13 protein-coding genes are annotated in these 17,194 nt (G+C 59.2%); 7 read left to right on the top strand and 6 right to left on the bottom strand.

The window, feature by feature from the left end:
• The first annotated feature begins 44 nt into the window (after positions 1 to 44).
• Positions 45 to 1,622 carry a glutamine-hydrolyzing GMP synthase gene (gene guaA / locus OKW98_RS24260; RefSeq protein ID WP_108120879.1) on the top strand — a complete coding sequence of 526 codons (1,578 nt, stop codon included), beginning with the start codon at positions 45 to 47 and terminating at the stop codon, positions 1,620 to 1,622.
• 159 nt (positions 1,623 to 1,781) lie between these two features.
• The gene (locus OKW98_RS24255; protein WP_265386995.1) at positions 1,782 to 2,123 is read left to right on the top strand and encodes a hypothetical protein; all 342 of its coding nucleotides are present in this window, start codon (positions 1,782 to 1,784) and stop codon (positions 2,121 to 2,123) included.
• Positions 2,124 to 2,750: 627 nt separating this feature from the next.
• Here OKW98_RS24255 and OKW98_RS24250 read toward each other — a convergent pair.
• From OKW98_RS24250 to OKW98_RS24240, 3 genes are all read right to left on the bottom strand, one after another.
• Positions 2,751 to 3,440: a DUF4225 domain-containing protein gene (locus tag OKW98_RS24250; protein ID WP_265386994.1), complete on the bottom strand. Its 690-nt coding sequence runs from the start codon at positions 3,438 to 3,440 to the stop codon at positions 2,751 to 2,753.
• Between the two features lie 95 nt (positions 3,441 to 3,535).
• Positions 3,536 to 4,030, bottom strand: coding sequence for an Hcp family type VI secretion system effector (locus OKW98_RS24245; RefSeq protein WP_265386993.1), 495 nt, complete (start codon positions 4,028 to 4,030; stop codon positions 3,536 to 3,538).
• 174 nt (positions 4,031 to 4,204) lie between these two features.
• Positions 4,205 to 7,135, bottom strand: coding sequence for a membrane-targeted effector domain-containing toxin (locus tag OKW98_RS24240; RefSeq protein ID WP_265386992.1), 2,931 nt, complete (start codon positions 7,133 to 7,135; stop codon positions 4,205 to 4,207).
• Between the two features lie 172 nt (positions 7,136 to 7,307).
• Here OKW98_RS24240 and OKW98_RS24235 point away from each other — a divergent pair, with 172 nt between their 5' ends.
• Together OKW98_RS24235 and tadA are read left to right on the top strand one after the other, a co-directional pair.
• The gene (locus OKW98_RS24235; RefSeq protein WP_265386991.1) at positions 7,308 to 8,681 is read left to right on the top strand and encodes a multicopper oxidase family protein; all 1,374 of its coding nucleotides are present in this window, start codon (positions 7,308 to 7,310) and stop codon (positions 8,679 to 8,681) included.
• A complete protein-coding gene (gene tadA, locus OKW98_RS24230) occupies positions 8,681 to 9,163 on the top strand; it encodes a tRNA adenosine(34) deaminase TadA (RefSeq protein WP_265386990.1) in 483 nt (160 codons plus the stop codon). Before OKW98_RS24235 ends, tadA begins: the two co-directional genes overlap by 1 nt.
• 34 nt (positions 9,164 to 9,197) lie before the next feature.
• Here the strand turns inward: tadA and mltF are convergent, their stop codons facing one another.
• Positions 9,198 to 10,658: a membrane-bound lytic murein transglycosylase MltF gene (gene mltF / locus OKW98_RS24225; RefSeq protein WP_265386989.1), complete on the bottom strand. Its 1,461-nt coding sequence runs from the start codon at positions 10,656 to 10,658 to the stop codon at positions 9,198 to 9,200.
• Between the two features lie 213 nt (positions 10,659 to 10,871).
• Here mltF and purL point away from each other — a divergent pair, with 213 nt between their 5' ends.
• Both purL and OKW98_RS24215 read left to right on the top strand, forming a co-directional pair.
• Positions 10,872 to 14,771: a phosphoribosylformylglycinamidine synthase gene (purL, locus tag OKW98_RS24220; RefSeq protein ID WP_265386988.1), complete on the top strand. Its 3,900-nt coding sequence runs from the start codon at positions 10,872 to 10,874 to the stop codon at positions 14,769 to 14,771.
• Positions 14,772 to 14,777: 6 nt separating this feature from the next.
• On the top strand, positions 14,778 to 15,089 hold the full coding sequence (locus OKW98_RS24215) for a YqfO family protein (protein ID WP_265386987.1): 312 nt from the start codon (positions 14,778 to 14,780) through the stop codon (positions 15,087 to 15,089).
• A gap of 158 nt (positions 15,090 to 15,247) precedes the next feature.
• Here the strand turns inward: OKW98_RS24215 and OKW98_RS24210 are convergent, their stop codons facing one another.
• Positions 15,248 to 15,811 (bottom strand): L,D-transpeptidase family protein, encoded by a 564-nt coding sequence (locus tag OKW98_RS24210; RefSeq protein WP_265386986.1) that lies wholly within the window; start codon positions 15,809 to 15,811, stop codon positions 15,248 to 15,250.
• 50 nt (positions 15,812 to 15,861) lie between these two features.
• Complete coding sequence (locus OKW98_RS24205) at positions 15,862 to 16,413, bottom strand: NUDIX hydrolase (RefSeq protein WP_265386985.1); 552 nt, start codon at positions 16,411 to 16,413, stop codon at positions 15,862 to 15,864.
• A 153-nt stretch (positions 16,414 to 16,566) separates the two neighbouring features.
• On the opposite strand from OKW98_RS24205, the gene OKW98_RS24200 reads away from it, so the two are divergent.
• The gene (locus tag OKW98_RS24200) at positions 16,567 to 17,178 is read left to right on the top strand and encodes a CoA pyrophosphatase (RefSeq protein WP_265386984.1); all 612 of its coding nucleotides are present in this window, start codon (positions 16,567 to 16,569) and stop codon (positions 17,176 to 17,178) included.
• Positions 17,179 to 17,194 lie beyond the last annotated feature (16 nt).

Raw genomic sequence — 17,194 nt, 5'->3', positions numbered from 1 at the left:
GCTTGAAGCTTGAGGCTTGAAGCTGCTCTATCTAGAGTCCTCTCATGGCCCTCGACATTCACGCCCACCGCATCCTGATCCTGGACTTCGGTTCCCAGTACACCCAGCTGATCGCCCGTCGCGTTCGCGAAATTGGCGTTTACTGCGAACTGCACCCGTTCGACATGTCGGACGAAGCGATCCGCGAATTCGCCCCGAAAGGCATCATCCTCGCCGGCGGTCCCGAGTCCGTCCACGTTGCCGACAGCCCGCGTGCGCCGCAGGCTGTGTTCGACCTGAACGTGCCGATCTTCGGTATCTGCTACGGCATGCAGACCATGGCCGAGCAGCTCGGTGGCCGTGTGGCCGGCTCCGAACTGCGTGAATTCGGTTATGCCCGTGTCGACGTCGTCGGCAAGAGCCGCGTGCTGGATGGCATCGAAGACCACGTCGACGCCGATGGCGTTTTCGGTCTCGACGTCTGGATGAGCCACGGCGACAAAGTCACCGAGATCCCGGAAGGCTTCCACGTACTGGCCAGCACCCCGAGCTGCCCGATCGCCGGCATGGCCGACGACACCCGCGGCTACTACGGCGTGCAGTTCCACCCGGAAGTGACCCACACCAAGCAGGGCGGTCGCATCCTGTCGCGCTTCATCCTCGACATCTGCGGCTGCGAAGCGCTGTGGACCCCGTCGAAGATCGCTGAAGACGCCATCGCCCAGGTTCGCGCCCAGGTCGGCACCGACAACGTGCTGCTGGGTTTGTCTGGCGGCGTTGACTCCTCGGTAGTCGCGGCCCTGCTGCACAAAGCCATCGGCGACCAACTGACCTGCGTCTTCGTCGACAACGGCCTGCTGCGTTTGCACGAAGGCGAGCAAGTCATGGCGATGTTCGCCGAGAACATGGGCGTCAAGGTGATCCGCGCCAACGCCGAGGACCAGTTCCTCAACAACCTGGCCGGCGAAAGCGACCCGGAGAAGAAGCGCAAGATCATCGGGCGCACCTTCATCGACGTGTTCGACGCCGAGTCGACCAAACTCGACAACATCAAGTACCTGGCCCAGGGCACCATCTACCCTGACGTGATCGAGTCCGCTGGCGCCAAAAGCGGCAAGGCCCACGTCATCAAGTCGCACCACAACGTGGGCGGCCTGCCGGAAGAGATGAACCTGAAACTGGTCGAGCCACTGCGCGAACTGTTCAAGGACGAGGTCCGTCGTCTGGGCCTCGAACTCGGTCTGCCGTACGACATGGTCTACCGCCACCCATTCCCGGGCCCAGGCCTGGGCGTGCGTATCCTCGGTGAAGTGAAGAAGGAATACGCCGACCTGCTGCGTCGCGCCGATCACATCTTTATCGAAGAACTGCGCAAAGCCGACTGGTACCACAAAGTCAGCCAGGCGTTCGTCGTGTTCCAGCCGGTGAAATCGGTTGGCGTGGTCGGCGACGGTCGTCGTTACGCCTGGGTCGTGGCCCTGCGTGCCGTAGAGACCATCGACTTCATGACCGCACGTTGGGCGCACCTGCCTTACGAGCTGCTGGAAACGGTGAGCGGCCGGATCATCAATGAGATCGAAGGTATTTCGCGCGTGACGTACGACGTGTCGAGCAAGCCGCCTGCGACGATTGAGTGGGAATGATGGGGCGGCCGGGATTGACCGGCACGATCTAGCAAGAAGTGCTCTAAGGCCCGCGTAATTGCGGGCTTTTGGCTTTTTGGGATTGGCAAATTCTGTCTGCTTTGTGCATTAATCCAAGTGACAGAATTTGGATTACACCACGGAGATGGCGAACCGCAAATGAACTCATCCGTAATTGATGCTCCTGCTCCGGAGCCGCGCTGGATAACAATAGGGGCGAAGAACAATGCCGTTGAGCCGGGACATTGGTTCTATGTGTTCCACATCATCCCCGGCGAACCGGATAAACCATTCTGTTTTGAGGAGTCGATTGGAGGTGGACATGCGGAACGTGGAGGCGCAATCCGGTTGGGGTTGTTAGACCTCGAAGATTGGCCAGGCGACTGGCGCAATCACTTGCTCAAGGCGGGCTGCCCTTGGGTGGCAGAAGTTATTGATAATCGCCTGAGTGACGACGTCCAGGATTTGATGACTGCTATCCTTAACCATCGCAACAGCTGATGGAAAATGGCGTCGGTTAGTCAAAGGTCCTTGTTTTGTGAAAGTGTAATCTCCCCCCCCCACGGGACGGGCTCACCGCCTTGTCGTCCCGAAAAAGCCGAGTGAAGCCGTCACTGCTTCACTCGGTTTCAGGTTTGTCGCTCGACGCGCCAGCGTTATCATCGCGTGGCGCTTGGGCCGCCTGACGAATAGGGTCTGGTCGAGCTTCTCACGGGCAACAATCTATGGGTATTGCGTTTGCTGCAGGGCTTGACGTTGAGCTGTCAGCCTTCGCACATCTGCGGCTTGGCTAGGTCTGTAGGCGAATCAGGAAGGGGAACGAGTCTTCAATTCGTTGTCTGGACTCTGAAACCATGTTCAGGGCGAGTATGGCTAGTGATAGTTCTTAATCTCAGCGAAGCTTGGTTGCGCCTCAAAACTTGGCTATTTTTCTATGGAATAATTTAATGCACAATAATGAAATCATGATAAAGCATATTGCCGCAATAAACCTGGCCACGAAAATGCTTAAATCAAAGAAATAATTAACGAGAAGCAATATCCATACTGAATGAAAGGCAGCGCACGCAATCGCAAAAAAATAAACTCTTGCGTTTGAAATGATGCGTCCAGCTTTTTGTTGGTTCACTATTTTTGCATTCCGTCTACTGTGATGGCGTCGGCGGCCCTGTCTAGCACTAATACAGGCACTGACGTATTTCTATATGCACGAACATAGTCAGTTCTAATATATCTAAATAGGCGCCAGGCATCTGGTTTTAAGACCAGCTTAGTTACACCATATACAGACATCGCGAGGTCGGCTGATCCGTAGGCCATATTTCCTTCTCGTGCTCCGTAACCAACTGCTTTCGCTGCTGCTTGGTATCCCTTTCTGACTGGGCCTTCTGTATCACTACGCCCCTCCCAAAGGTTGCGCCCGTTTTCATAAACGTTATTTGCACCATGAGCCATAATTGGTACACCTGCAACGAGGCATAGCGTACCTAGGGAGCCATAGCAAATGCCCGCACCCGCTGCGAATTGCATTGCTCCGGCGACTGCTCCAATGCCTTTTTTGGCAACCTCCAATGACTGAGTAAATAAGCTATTTTGTTCATCTCTTAGTTCTTTTAGTCCCTGTTCGGGACTTTTTTTGCCTTCGGAAACGTCTTTGATAATGCTTTTAGCGTAATAGGCGACTTCTCGGTTGAATTGCAAGCGTAGTGTGCCGTTTTGGATATGCCTAAGACCTAATGTACAGGCTTGCTCGCCTAGTTTTTCAGCGGCAGTACTAACCATCAGATAGTTTGTTCTGTTTTCGTCTGTTGATTTCATCATTCATTCCCTGCAGGTGCTGTATATGCGGTTAGCCATTTCTCTGCCCCTGAGATCAGTTTTCCGTTTTATCAAATGGCACCCAATCCATTTACTTAAGCAAATGGCTTGTTCGCAGTCTTGTCCCATCCCCCAGAAATGATACCGGCACTTCCGCCATTAGCACGATTTTGTTGTGAGTATTCAAATTTAATGCGGCCGTAATTAAGGTTTACTACCTCTATAGGGAAACCTGATTGGTCGTCACCTTGACCGCTTACTAATGAAATCAGAACCTCTTCAAGTACGATGTCCAGATACTTAAATTTTTCAGTTCCTGCACGGTGGATTCTAATGGTCACATTTTTGATATGCGAACCTCTACAGCAAAGCTCAAATAGCTTCGGGGTCGCTCTGTCCACATATTTGCTGATCTGGAAATCGCCGAGGGAAACACCTCCCGCAGTGGCTCCACCACTGGAGCTGGCAGTCTGACTGATGGGCTGCATGGCGTTGTAGTGATAGGAAAGTAATTCGATCCAACCTTTGTGCCCATCGTCAAGAGACTCACCCTCAACCCCATCAACCTTCATAAATGCATCAAATGACATGATTAGCTCCTTGCTTTTCAAAAAATTCAGGTCAGAACACTAACTGAATTTCAGCACGAATTACCAGCCCGACACGGGGTTAGGTTGGTTGTGCGGAGTTTAGAGCTGCTATACCTTCTTAAGCGAAAGCCGAGTGAGCCTCAACGTCTCACTCGGCTTTTTACGTTTTCCGCCTCAGCCCACCAACCTCATCCCCATCAGCTCCAGCGCAGTCGTCAGATCCGCCAAGGTATCGAATCGCCGCCCACTCACACGAGGCCATGCCGGGCGGTCGATGTACACGCGATTCCCCTCGTGCTTCACCTCCGTATGCACCGCAGCGCCTGCTTTATTGCGATGCACGAGCGTCACCCCGTCGCCGGTTCGTTCGAGCGTGAACATGCCAGGGTGGAGCAACCTGCTCTCCAGGTCGGTCTGCTGGCTGGGCGCCTCCCGCAGGTATTGCAGGCGGAAGTCGCTCCTCACGGTCCCTGCGCGACGGCCCATAGAATCGAACATCTCGGCACCAGGGTCCGGGGTTACCGCTCCCGACTCCATGACGCGGACATCTTCGATGCGCAATCCGATGGCGCCTTCCAGTTCGGCCACGCCCGGGATGCCCTGATAGGTGTTGGCGTGGGAGTTGCCGACGAGCGCGACCCAGCTGCCACTGTTTGCTGCTTGATCCGCATCGATGACGCCTTTGGCGAAGTAATTCATCATTTTCTGCCTAAGGGTTCGTTCAGCACTCCCTACGCCGTCGAGACGATAACTGGCCATGCAGTCGATGGCTCTGATTCGCAACCGATTGGCTCGGGCGGCTCTGAGCACGGCCATAAAGGTGTATTTGCCGGTGGGATCAGTCCGATGCCCTTTGTCGAGTGTTTCTACATAGGTTTCAAGCTGAGGCGACATCTGCCCCGTCTTGTAAAAGGCATCCAGATCTGCCTGATGAAAATCGGTCATGAGGTGTTCCATATACAGTGTTCGCACCTTGAGCTTGGCGAGACGCGGCATCTGTTCGATCAGAAACTGTTTGCTACCGATGCCGGCGTGACTCTCCCCGATGACCAGACCCGGTGAGCGTTGGAACAGCGTCTTCAGCGTGCTTTTCAATGGCGCGTCGGTAGGCAGGCCAGGGATTTCCGGACGCGGCGGCAGTTGGAGTGTCGTGAAGAATGCGTCGGCGTCATTGTGCAGATCGTGACGCAGGCGTTTGAAATCATCATAGGGGTCGCGCGTGCTGAAATCGCCACTGTGGTAGCGCTCATCCACACGACGTCCACCAAATTGCGCGCCTTCCATCACATCGGACCTGAGTGCCTCCGGTATTTCGTAGGGGCTGGGCAGAGGCGCTGTGTGCGGTGAAACGCCGGGCCCACGTCCAATCCCTATCTTGCTCATCGCTTTACCTCCGCCTTGCAGACTCAACGGAATGATGGGCTCCCACCTGCCAGCGCTGTTGAGCCGGACGGGCCGGTTTCGATAAAACGAGAAGGGGTTCTCAGGGTCGATGATGGCCCAGGATTTCAGTTCGTTGATGTAGCGAACGGCGTAGGCAAAGCCATCGATCTCGATAAAGGTTTCACCCTGATCGGTCAGGTAGATGCCGTTCATCTTGCCCTCTTCACGTATGGGCTCGAAGGCATCCAGTAGCATGTTGGTCTCGAAAGAATTCAGCCCATCGTTGCGCTCAGTGGGGTAAACGGATTCGGGTTCGAAGCCCGGCGTCTCTACGAACCCACCCACAGGCTCATCGACATCGGGGGCTGGTTCCAACCCGGCTTCAGGCTGCGGTAGCTCGCCTTCCGCCAACGTCTCTCCGCCCACAAGAAATGCACTGTTAAACAGCGTGTCGATGGCCGCCGTCACCGCGCCGATAACCCCTGCCTTGCGCTGAGCGGTGCTCGCGCCGTTCACGGCCTGATCGATGTTGAGCCCTATGTCGGCGATGCCGGCGCCCACGGCTGCCAGCGCGATCGGCCAGTCAATCGCCGCCAGCGCGCCGGACAGTTGAGAGAGCGATCGCAGATAGCCGATCCACATCTGTTTGCGCAGGTCGCCGTTGGAATGCAGCGCCAGATCTGCGTCGGCAAACATCCGCGCCCGGATTGCGTCGCGCAGAAGAGCGAACGGGTCCCCTGACACAGGCCGACTCTGTTGATTGATCAGACCGGGATGAGCAGATCCCCATGTGCTGTAGAGCACATCCAGGCCGTGATACAACCCGATATTTTCATCGGCCTCGCCATGGGCCGACAGCGGGAAGTGGCCCATGAAGTGTGCGCGCCTCTCCGGGCGGTTGTTCTGCGACAGCAGCCACCAGTGCAATTCGTCCGGTGTCGCGAAAGCATGAAACGCCTGCACTTCGCCGGGGGTGTAGAGGATCTGCCGGCCGGTCGAGGTCACGATTCGCAAGATGTCGCTGGCCTCATAGCCGATCACGTCGAAGGTCCAGACGTTCGCGTCAACACTGGCCGGCGAGCTGGCCTGGAGTGTTTGCAGGCTCGGAGAATCGGTCGGTTCAACGTTAGCCGCACGCAAGACGGTTCGTAGATCTTCTTCACTGAGCCAGCCGGCGTGGTGGTCTTCGAAGGCGCTGGCGATGAAATTGGCTTTGGCCAGGGTGCGGAAATCGTCGGCGAAGTCGCGCCAGAACGTCTTCAACTTCTCTTGAAAGCGGGATTTGAAATCCACTGCCCAGAAGTCGCTCATGACCTGCGCGGGCAACATCATGACCTCGTTTCGCTCATCGAACGCTTCTGCATCAGGGCCCGCGGTGTAGAACCCGCTGAGCATCTGCAGGGTGTCGGCGTTGTCCTGATCGTGAGGGTTGAAACGGTGCATGACCAACTGCGCAAGGGTCATCGATTGGTAAGGCGCGTCCCGGTGTTGCCAGCCGTTGAACGATCGCGGGCTGCTCTCCGCCGTGTGGAAGCAGTGCCAGTAAACTGTGTCGGGCTCGGTATCGTAACCGGTGTGACGCAGGAGGATTTCTCGGGCGATGCTGCGGGCCATTTCGCGCATGTCCGGGCAGGCCTCGACCAGGCGCTCACTCATTTTGATGAGGGCGGTCCGGTCCTGGCTCAGGGATGTAGCGCGTAGGCGGGTGGGTGCAAAGGTCATATTCGTCTTCCTTGATGAACGGGAAGACAATCTTGGCGCGATCGCTGATTCATTTGGCACTAAATATGTATTGCGTACGCAGTCGCCTTAAAATTCTGTAAGTGCAGGTGTATCGTGTCCGCCCCTTGCATCGTTCCCGGATGCGGACAGTCGTTTTGAGGTTTTTCCGTACATGTCTTTTACCCGTCGACAGATACTCGGAGGTCTGGCCGGTCTTGCCGTGGTCGGGCTTGGCGCGGGCGGCGCCTCAAGGTATTGGCTCGGCAAACGCGGGCCGGGCGAAGGGCACGATTACGAACTGATCGCCGCGCCGCTCGACGTTGAGCTGGTGGCCGGGCACCAGACGCCCGCCTGGGCATTCGGCGGCTCGGCGCCTGGCACTGAACTGCGCGTCAGGCAGGGCGAGTGGCTTCGGGTGCGCTTCATCAATCATCTGCCCGTTGAAACCACGATTCACTGGCACGGCATTCGGCTCCCGCTGGAGATGGACGGCGTGCCCTACGTCTCGCAATTACCGGTCAAACCGGGCGAGTACTTCGACTATAAATTCCGCGTGCCGGACGCCGGCAGCTACTGGTATCACCCCCATGTCAGCAGCAGTGAAGAACTGGGCCGCGGGCTGGTCGGGCCGCTCATCGTCGAAGAACGCGAGCCGACAGGGTTTGCTCACGAACGCGTCGTCAGCCTGAAGAGCTGGCACGTGGACGAGGAGGGCGCTTTCACTGATTTCAGCGTTATTCGCGAGGCTGCACGCGAGGGCACGGCGGGGCGTCTGTCGACGATCAATGGCGTGCCACAAGGCGTCGTTGAGCTGCCTGCCGGGCAGATCACCCGCGTGCGCATTCTCAATCTCGACAACACCGTGACCTATCGCCTGAACCTGCCGGGCGCCGAGGCGATGATCTACGCCCTGGACGGCAACCCGGTCAAGCCGCGACCTCTGGGCAAGGATTACTGGCTGGGTCCTGGCATGCGCATCTGTCTGGCGATCAAGGCGCCTGCCGCCGGTGAAGAGATTTCCCTGCGCAACGGCCCCGTGCGGCTGGGCACATTTCGTTCGGTGGCCAGCACCGATACGCCGGGCGAGTGGCCGCCTGAGCTGCCGGCCAATCCGGTTGCCGAGCCTGATCTGGCAAACGCCGAGAAGCTCAATTTCAATTTCGAATGGGTCGGTTCGGTGTCGGTGAATGTCGACAACGGCAAGCCGCCCAGTTTGTGGCAGATCAACGGCCAGGCGTGGGACATCACCGACAAGACCTGTGCCGACCGGCCGATCGCCAGGCTTGAACGAGGCAAGAGTTACATCTTTGAGCTGAAGAACATGACGCAGTATCAGCATCCCATTCACCTGCACGGCATGAGCTTCAAAGTCATCGCCTCCAATCGCAAGGACGTGATTCCGTATTTCACCGACACCTACCTGCTGGGGCGCAACGAGCGCGCGCGCGTCGCCTTGGTGGCGGATAATCCCGGCGTGTGGATGTTTCATTGCCATGTAATCGATCACATGGAAACCGGTCTCATGGCCGCTATTGAGGTCTCCTGATGCGTCAGCCGCCCATTATTGATCGCAGTCGCGATCAGCACTTCATGCGCGAAGCCCTGGCCCTGGCTGCGGAGGGTGGGTTACTGGGCGAGGTGCCGGTTGGCGCGGTGGTGGTGCAGAACGGTGAAATCGTCGGCCGCGGTTTCAACTGCCCCATCAGCGGCAGCGATCCCAGTGCCCACGCCGAGATGGTCGCCATTCGTGCGGCAGCACAGTCACTCAGCAATTACCGCCTGCCCGGCAGCACGCTGTACGTCACGCTTGAACCCTGCAGCATGTGCGCGGGTTTGATCGTTCATTCGCGCATCAGCCGCGTGGTATATGGCGCGACTGAGCCGAAAGCGGGGGTGGTGCAGAGTCAGGGGCAGTTCTTTACGCAACCTTTCTTGAACCATCGCGTGTTGTTTGAAGGCGGGGTGCTGGGGGAGGAGTGCGGGACGATGCTGAGCGAGTTCTTCAGAATGAGGCGGGCGAAGGGGTAGTTCAGTGCCACCGCGAGCGGATTCCGGCGACTGACTAAAGCGGCGCCTTTTCTTCCGAGGGCTTGGTCTTGTCCACGCCGGGCACATGAAGCGAGCCTTCCGCGATTTGTCCGCCTTCCATCTGCGGCTGGTTCACCCATGTCAGGATGTCGTAATAACGGCGGATGTTGGCGACGAAGCTGACCGGTTCGCCGCCCCGGGCATAGCCGTAGCGAGTCTTGCTGTACCACTTCTTCTGCGCCAGACGCGGCAGCATCTTCTTCACGTCCAGCCACTTGTTCGGGTTCAGGCCTTCGCTTTCCGCCAGCTTGCGCGCGTCATCCAGGTGACCGCTGCCGATGTTGTAGGACGCCAGCGCCAGCCAGGTGCGATCCGGCTCCTGAATCGAGTCGTCGAGCTGTTCTTTGACGTAGGCAAAATACTTGGCGCCGCCCTGAATACTCTGCTTGGCGTCGAGCCGATTGGACACACCCATGGCCTGGGCCGTGCTCTGCGTCAGCATCATCAAGCCGCGCACGCCGGTCTTCGACGTCACGCCTGGCTGCCACAAGGATTCCTGATAACCGATCGCCGCCAGCAGCCGCCAGTCGACCTGCTCAGACTTGGCGGCGGCCTGGAAGTGCTTTTCGTACTTGGGCAGGCGTTCCTGCAAATGTTGGGCGAAGGTGTAGGCGCCGACGTAACCGAGGACGTCAACATGCCCGTAATAGCGGTCTTTGAGCCGCTGCAGCATGCCGTTCTTCTGCATCTTGTCGAGATAGGCGTTGATCTCGTTGAGCAGGCTGTTGTCATCGCCCAACGCCACTGCCCAACGCTGATCGCGGCCATCGCCAAGGTCGAAGCCGACGCGAACGTTGGGGAAATACACCTGATTCATCGCCAGTTCGTTGGAGTCCACCAGCGTCAGGTCGATCTGGCCCTCATCCACCATGCGCAGCAGGTCGACGACTTCGACCTGATCGGATTCTTCGTAGTTAATGGCGGGGTACTTGACCTTCAGCGCTGCCAGCTGCTCGGCGTGGCTGCTGCCTTTAAGCACGAGGATGCGCTTGCCGACCAGATCGCCCGGATCGGTGGGGCGCGACTGGCCGTTGCGGTAGACGACCTGCGGGGTGACTTCAAGATAGGAGTGGGAAAAACGTACCTGCTTTGCGCGGTTTTCGCTGCTCACCAGGCCCGCTGCCGCCAGCACCGGGCCGCCCGGCTTGCCCATCTGATCGAACAGGTCGTCGAGGTTGTCGGCGGCTTCGATTTTCAGTTCAACGCCCAGATCGTCGGCGAAACGCTTCACCAGTTCGTACTCGAAACCGGTTTCACCGTTGCGGTCCTGAAAATAGGTCGCCGGGCTGTTGCGGGTGACGACGCGCAAAACGCCATCCTCCTTGACTCGTTCCAGCGTGTTGGGTTTCTCCACACACGCGCCGAGCAGCAGGAAGATTCCGGTTGCGATGAGCCACTTGGCACAGCGTGGGCGGAAATCTGATTGGGAAAACATCGGTGCAGTATACGCAAAGGAGCCATACCGCCATATCTCGACAGCGCGGGTCGCGTCTGATAGAGCAGAGGATTTTTTACCTTCCGGCGCAGGCAAGCGCCCGGAGCCGACATTCGGGTGCGTTCCGTGCCGTGGTTTCGGGTGCCGACGCAGACTGATTAGGCTAGAATGCACGGCCTCAAAGCACACCCCCTTCCCGAGGCTGTCCCGACGATGTTGATCCTGCGTGGTGCTCCCGCCCTTTCCGCTTTCCGCCACAAGAAATTACTTGCGCAGCTGAACGATAAAGTTCCGGCTGTCAGTGGCCTGTACGCTGAATTCGCCCACTTCGCTGAGGTCAATGGCGTTCTGACCGAAGACGAGCAGCAAGTCCTTGCCCACCTGCTGAAATACGGTCCGAGCGTGCCGGTTCAGGCGCCTGCGGGCCGCCTGTTTCTGGTCCTCCCGCGTTTCGGCACCATTTCGCCATGGTCGAGCAAGGCCACCGACATCGCGCGCAATTGCAGCCTGACCAAGATCCAGCGTCTTGAGCGCGGCATTGCCTTCTATGTAGAAGGCCAGTTCAGCGACGCCGACGCGCAGCTGATCGCCGACGCTCTGCACGACCGCATGACCCAGATCGTGCTGGGCGCGCTGGAAGAGGCGGCGAGCCTGTTCAGCCACGCCGAGCCCAAGCCGCTGATCGCCATCGACGTACTGGGTGGCGGCCGCGCGGCGCTGGAGACAGCCAACGTCGAACTGGGTCTGGCCCTGGCCGAAGACGAAATCGACTACCTCGTCAGCGCGTTCGTCGGCCTCAAGCGCAACCCCCATGACATCGAACTGATGATGTTTGCGCAGGCCAACTCCGAGCACTGCCGTCACAAGATCTTCAACGCCAGTTGGGACATCGACGGCCAGAGCCAGGAAAAAAGCCTGTTCGGCATGATCAAGAACACCTACCAGATGCACAACGAAGGCGTGCTGTCCGCTTACAAGGACAACGCTTCGGTGATCGTCGGCAGCGTGGCCGGCCGCTTCTTCCCGAATCCTGAAAGCCGCGAGTACGGTGCGGTTCAGGAGCCGGTGCACATTCTGATGAAAGTCGAAACCCACAACCATCCGACGGCAATTGCCCCGTTCCCGGGCGCAGCCACCGGTTCAGGCGGCGAGATCCGCGACGAAGGCGCGACCGGCCGTGGTGCCAAGCCGAAAGCCGGCCTGACCGGTTTCACGGTGTCCAACCTGAACATTCCGGGTTTCGAGCAGCCTTGGGAGAAGCCGTACGGCAAACCCGAGCGGATCGTGACCCCGCTGGACATCATGATTGAAGGCCCGCTGGGTGGCGCGGCGTTCAACAATGAGTTCGGTCGCCCGGCCCTGACCGGCTACTTCCGTACCTTCGAGCAGTCGGTCAGCACGCCCCACGGTGATGAAGTTCGCGGCTACCACAAGCCGATCATGCTCGCAGGCGGCATGGGCAACATCCGCGAAGGGCACGTGCAAAAAGCCGAAATCACCGTCGGCGCCAAGCTGATCGTGCTCGGCGGCCCGGCGATGCTGATCGGTCTGGGTGGCGGCGCGGCTTCCTCCATGGCCACCGGCACCAGCTCGGCGGACCTGGACTTCGCTTCGGTACAGCGTGAAAACCCGGAAATGGAACGCCGCTGCCAGGAGGTCATCGACCGCTGCTGGCAGCTGGGTGAAGCCAACCCGATCGCGTTCATCCATGACGTCGGCGCGGGCGGTCTGTCCAACGCCTTCCCGGAACTGGTCAACGATGGCGGTCGCGGTGGCCGCTTCGAGCTGCGCAACGTGCCAAACGACGAGCCAGGCATGGCGCCGCTGGAGATCTGGAGTAACGAGTCCCAGGAACGTTACGTTCTGGCCGTCAGCGCCCCTGATTTCGAGCGCTTCAAAGCCATCTGCGAACGTGAGCGTTGCCCGTTTGCAGTAGTCGGTGAGGCAACTGAAGAGCCGCAACTGACCGTCACCGACAGCCACTTCGGCAACAACCCTGTCGACATGCCGCTGGAAGTGCTGCTGGGCAAGGCGCCGCGCATGCACCGTTCGGCCGAGCGTGAAGCGGAGCTGGGCGACGACTTCGACCCGAGCGCGCTCGACATCGAAGAAAGCGTGCAGCGCGTTCTGCATCATCCGGCAGTGGCGAGCAAGAGCTTCCTTATTACCATTGGCGACCGCAGCATCACCGGCATGGTCAATCGCGATCAGATGGTCGGCCCATGGCAAGTGCCGGTGGCGGACGTCGCCGTCACGGCGACCAGTTTTGACGTGTACACCGGCGAAGCCATGGCGATGGGCGAGCGCACGCCGCTGGCGTTGCTGGATGCCCCGGCGTCCGGCCGCATGGCCATTGGCGAGACACTGACCAACATCGCGGCGTCGAGCATCGGCAAGCTTTCCGACATCAAGCTGTCAGCCAACTGGATGTCCGCCGCCGGCCACCCTGGCGAAGACGCGCGTCTGTACGACACCGTGAAAGCAGTCGGCATGGAGCTGTGCCCCGAGCTGGGCATTACCATTCCGGTGGGCAAGGACTCGATGTCCATGAAGACCCGCTGGAGCGACGAAGGCACAGAGAAAACCGTCACCTCGCCGCTGTCGCTGATCGTCACCGGTTTCGCACCGGTCACCGACATCCGCAAAACCCTGACCCCGCAACTGCGCATGGACAAAGGCCTGACCGATCTGATTCTGATCGACCTCGGCCGCGGCCAGAACCGCATGGGCGCGTCGATTCTCGCCCAGACCCACGGCAAGCTTGGCAGCGTCGCGCCGGACGTCGATGACGCCGAAGACCTGAAAGCCTTCTTTGCCGTCATTCAGGGCCTCAACGCTGACGGCCACTTGCTGGCCTACCACGACCGTTCCGACGGTGGCTTGATGGCGACCGTGCTGGAAATGGCCTTCGCGGGTCACTGCGGCTTGAATCTCGAACTCGACACGTTGACCGGCAAGCGCGAAAAAGTTGCGGCCATTCTGTTCAACGAAGAGCTGGGTGCAGTGATCCAGGTTCGTCAGGACGCTACGCCGCTCGTGCTTGCGCAGTTCAGCGCTGCCGGCCTGGGCGAGGATTGCGTCGCGGTCATTGGCAAACCGATCAACAACAGCGACGTGATCATCAGCCTGAGCGGCGACACAGTGTTCAAAGGCGATCGCCGCCTGCTGCAGCGCCAGTGGAGCGAAACCAGCTATCAGATCCAGCGCCTGCGCGATAACGCCGATTGCGCCGATCAGGAATTCGATGCGCTGCTGGAAGAAGACAACCCGGGCCTGAACGTGAAGCTGGGCTATGACGTCAACGACGACATCGCTGCGCCTTACATCAAGAAGGGTGTTCGCCCGCAAGTGGCGGTGCTGCGTGAGCAGGGCGTCAACGGTCAGGTCGAAATGGCGGCTGCGTTCGACCGCGCCGGTTTCGCTTCGGTTGACGTGCACATGAGCGACATCCTCGCCGGTCGCGTCGACCTCAACGACTTCAAAGGTCTGGTGGCGTGCGGTGGTTTCTCCTACGGCGACGTGTTGGGTGCCGGTGAAGGCTGGGCCAAGTCCGCGCTGTTCAACAGCCGCGCACGGGACGCGTTCCAGGGCTTCTTCGCCCGCAGCGACAGCTTCGCCCTGGGTGTTTGCAACGGTTGCCAGATGATGTCCAACCTTAGCGAACTAATCCCGGGCAGCGAATTCTGGCCGCACTTTGTGCGCAACCGCTCGGAGCAGTTCGAAGCACGCGTGGCGATGGTCGAAATCCAGAAATCGGCGTCGATCTTCCTGCAAGGCATGGCCGGCTCGCACATGCCGATCGCCATTGCCCACGGCGAAGGCCACGCTGAGTTCAAGACCCCTGAGTCGCTGATTGAAACCGATCTGTCCGGCACCGTTGCCGTGCGTTTCGTCGACAATCACGGCAAGGTCACTGAAACCTATCCGGCCAACCCGAACGGTTCGCCCCGTGGTATCGCGGGTCTGACCACGCTCGACGGTCGCGTCACCATCATGATGCCGCACCCTGAGCGCGTGTTCCGCGCCGTGACCAACTCGTGGCGTCCGGATGAGTGGGCCGAAGACGGCGCGTGGATGCGCATGTTCCGCAATGCGCGCGTCTGGGTGAACTGATCGCTGATGTACAAGCTGGCCTTCTTTGTGCCACCGAGCCATGTTGAGCAGGTCAAAGACGCGTTGTTCGCCGCCGGTGCGGGGCGAATCGGCGCGTATGACTGCTGCTCATGGCAGGTGCTTGGCCACGGTCAGTTTCGTCCGCTGGACGGCAGTCAGCCGTTCATTGGGCAAGCCGGCGAGGTCGAGCAGGTTCAGGAATGGAAGGTTGAGCTTGTCGTGTCAGATGAGCTGATCAGGCAGGCGGTGGCTGCGCTGAAGGCCAGTCATCCCTACGATGTACCGGCTTATGATGTGTGGAAGCTGGAAGATATCTAGCTCCGCTGCCGTCCGTGTTCCGTCGATGTTGGCCTTCTTGAATGTCAGCACCGCTGCCCCTCTGTAGAAGCCGGCTTGCTGGCGAACGCGGTAGATCGTTGACGAAAATGTTGACTGCGACATCCCCGTTCGCCAGCAAGCCGGCTCCTACAGTTACCTCAAGGCCGAATCTCGATCATCGTCCCGTCTTTCACCAGATCCCACACCTCACGAATATCGCCGTTGCGCATGGCAATACAGCCGTTGGTCCAGTCCAGTGTGTGGAAATACCATTCCGGGTAATCCTCGTTGATCGGCGTGCCGTGAATCATGATCATGCTGCCGGGTTTCACGCCTTCGCGGCGGGCGCGTGCTGCATCGGAGATGTTGGGGTAGGAAATGTGCATCGACAGGTTGTAGGCGTCGCTGGTCTTGCGCCAGTCCAGCCAATAGAAACCCTCCGGCGTGCGCTGGTCTCCCTCTTGCAGTTTTGGGCCGTTGGGCGCCTTGCCCAGTGAAATCCGGTAGGTCTTCAACGCTTCGCCACGGCTAATCAGCTGCAGTTGATGCGCAGATTTCAGGACCAGCACCTTGTCGATGGTGCGGTCGGCGATGTTCTCGGTGTCGACGACCTTTCCGCCAACGAACTTCTGTTCGCTGCCTTTGGGCACGATGGTCTGGGTGAATGCAGCCTGGGACAGCGGCACAACCGACAGGCATAAAACGGCAAGCAACCAACGCATGAAAAGGGTATCCCTGAAGCCTGCGCGGCAATCGCGCGTCATCGTCTTGATCAAGTGGTTTTGAGAGGGGGTGTGACGGACAGGCAATCGGTGTGCAGCTGGAAATCCTGATGCTGCCGGTCGCGGAAAAAGCATTCTAGGGTACGTCTGACGGTCTGGAAAGCCAGCTCCGACCACGGGATGTCGGCTTCGTCGAACAACTTCACCTCAAGGCTTTCGATGCCCGCGGCGTACTCCGGGCTGACGAGGTTCGCGCGGTAGAAGATATGCACCTGATTGATGTACGGCACGTCGATCATCGAATACAGCTGCAGGTCCTTGACCTGCGCGCAGGCTTCTTCAAGGGTTTCCCGGCGGGCGGCCTGTTCGACACTTTCGCCGTTTTCCATGAACCCGGCGGGCAGCGTCCAGTAGCCCAATCGGGGCTCTATGGCGCGGCGGCACAGCAACACCTTTTCGCCCCACACCGGCACGACGCCGGCCACGATGTTGGGGTTCTGGTAGTGAATGGTGTCGCAATGTTCACACACGTAACGCAGACGGCTGTCGCCCTCGGGAATACGCTGGATGACCTGTTCGCCGCAGTTGCTGCAGAATTTCATGATGGAATCGGGTTCCTGTTGGCAGCGGCTATCTTGAGCCGTACCGCGGGTGGACGGCAAGAGGCGTCTTGCGCGGGTGGGTTGTCCTACAAGACTTGGGCGCGTCGTCGCTTTGGTGCATGATGCCGGGCAGGCAACCGATCGAGAATTCCCATGCTGGATGAGCTACTTCACCGTATGAGCAGCCACACGCCGGTGATGCTGGAAACGGACGCGCGCTTCCCCGAGGCCGCCGTGCTTCTCCCCATCACCCGCAACGCAGAGCCCGAACTGGTGCTCACTCTGCGCGCCAGCGGCCTGTCGACCCACGGCGGTGAAGTGGCCTTCCCGGGCGGGCGGCGTGACCCGGAAGACCCGGACCTGATCTTCACGGCGCTGCGCGAAGCCCAAGAGGAAATCGGTTTGCCACCGGGTCTGGTGGAGGTGATCGGCCCGCTGAGTCCATTGATCTCCAAGCACGGTATAAGGGTGACGCCCTACGTCGGCATCATTCCCGATTTCGTCGAGTACACACCCAATGATGGCGAGATCGCGGCGGTCTTTAGCGTGCCGCTGGATTTCTTCCGACAGGATGCGCGCGAGCACACTCACCGCATCGACTATCAAGGGCGTAGTTGGTACGTGCCGAGTTACCGCTTCGGCGAATACAAGATCTGGGGCCTGACCGCGATCATGATCGTCGAGCTGATGAACCTGTTGTTCGACAGCGGCATCGACCTCAACGAGCCGCCAAAGCGATCGATCATCCACACTCTGAAATCCTGACCTGCAGCCGCCGCGC

The organism is Pseudomonas sp. KU26590, from assembly GCF_026153515.1.
Lineage (GTDB): Bacteria > Pseudomonadota > Gammaproteobacteria > Pseudomonadales > Pseudomonadaceae > Aquipseudomonas.
This window is presented reverse-complemented; position numbering and strand designations above follow the sequence as displayed.

Bases quoted from the DNA above. Each gene is read 5' to 3' on its own strand.
- guaA (WP_108120879.1), top strand. From the start codon at position 45: ATGGCCCTCGACATTCACGCCCACCGCATCCTGATCCTGGACTTCGGT.
- OKW98_RS24255 (WP_265386995.1), top strand. From the start codon at position 1,782: ATGAACTCATCCGTAATTGATGCTCCTGCTCCGGAGCCGCGCTGGATA.
- OKW98_RS24250 (WP_265386994.1), bottom strand. From the start codon at position 3,440: ATGAAATCAACAGACGAAAACAGAACAAACTATCTGATGGTTAGTACT.
- OKW98_RS24245 (WP_265386993.1), bottom strand. From the start codon at position 4,030: ATGTCATTTGATGCATTTATGAAGGTTGATGGGGTTGAGGGTGAGTCT.
- OKW98_RS24240 (WP_265386992.1), bottom strand. From the start codon at position 7,135: ATGACCTTTGCACCCACCCGCCTACGCGCTACATCCCTGAGCCAGGAC.
- OKW98_RS24235 (WP_265386991.1), top strand. From the start codon at position 7,308: ATGTCTTTTACCCGTCGACAGATACTCGGAGGTCTGGCCGGTCTTGCC.
- tadA (WP_265386990.1), top strand. From the start codon at position 8,681: ATGCGTCAGCCGCCCATTATTGATCGCAGTCGCGATCAGCACTTCATG.
- mltF (WP_265386989.1), bottom strand. From the start codon at position 10,658: ATGTTTTCCCAATCAGATTTCCGCCCACGCTGTGCCAAGTGGCTCATC.
- purL (WP_265386988.1), top strand. From the start codon at position 10,872: ATGTTGATCCTGCGTGGTGCTCCCGCCCTTTCCGCTTTCCGCCACAAG.
- OKW98_RS24215 (WP_265386987.1), top strand. From the start codon at position 14,778: ATGTACAAGCTGGCCTTCTTTGTGCCACCGAGCCATGTTGAGCAGGTC.
- OKW98_RS24210 (WP_265386986.1), bottom strand. From the start codon at position 15,811: ATGCGTTGGTTGCTTGCCGTTTTATGCCTGTCGGTTGTGCCGCTGTCC.
- OKW98_RS24205 (WP_265386985.1), bottom strand. From the start codon at position 16,413: ATGAAATTCTGCAGCAACTGCGGCGAACAGGTCATCCAGCGTATTCCC.
- OKW98_RS24200 (WP_265386984.1), top strand. From the start codon at position 16,567: ATGCTGGATGAGCTACTTCACCGTATGAGCAGCCACACGCCGGTGATG.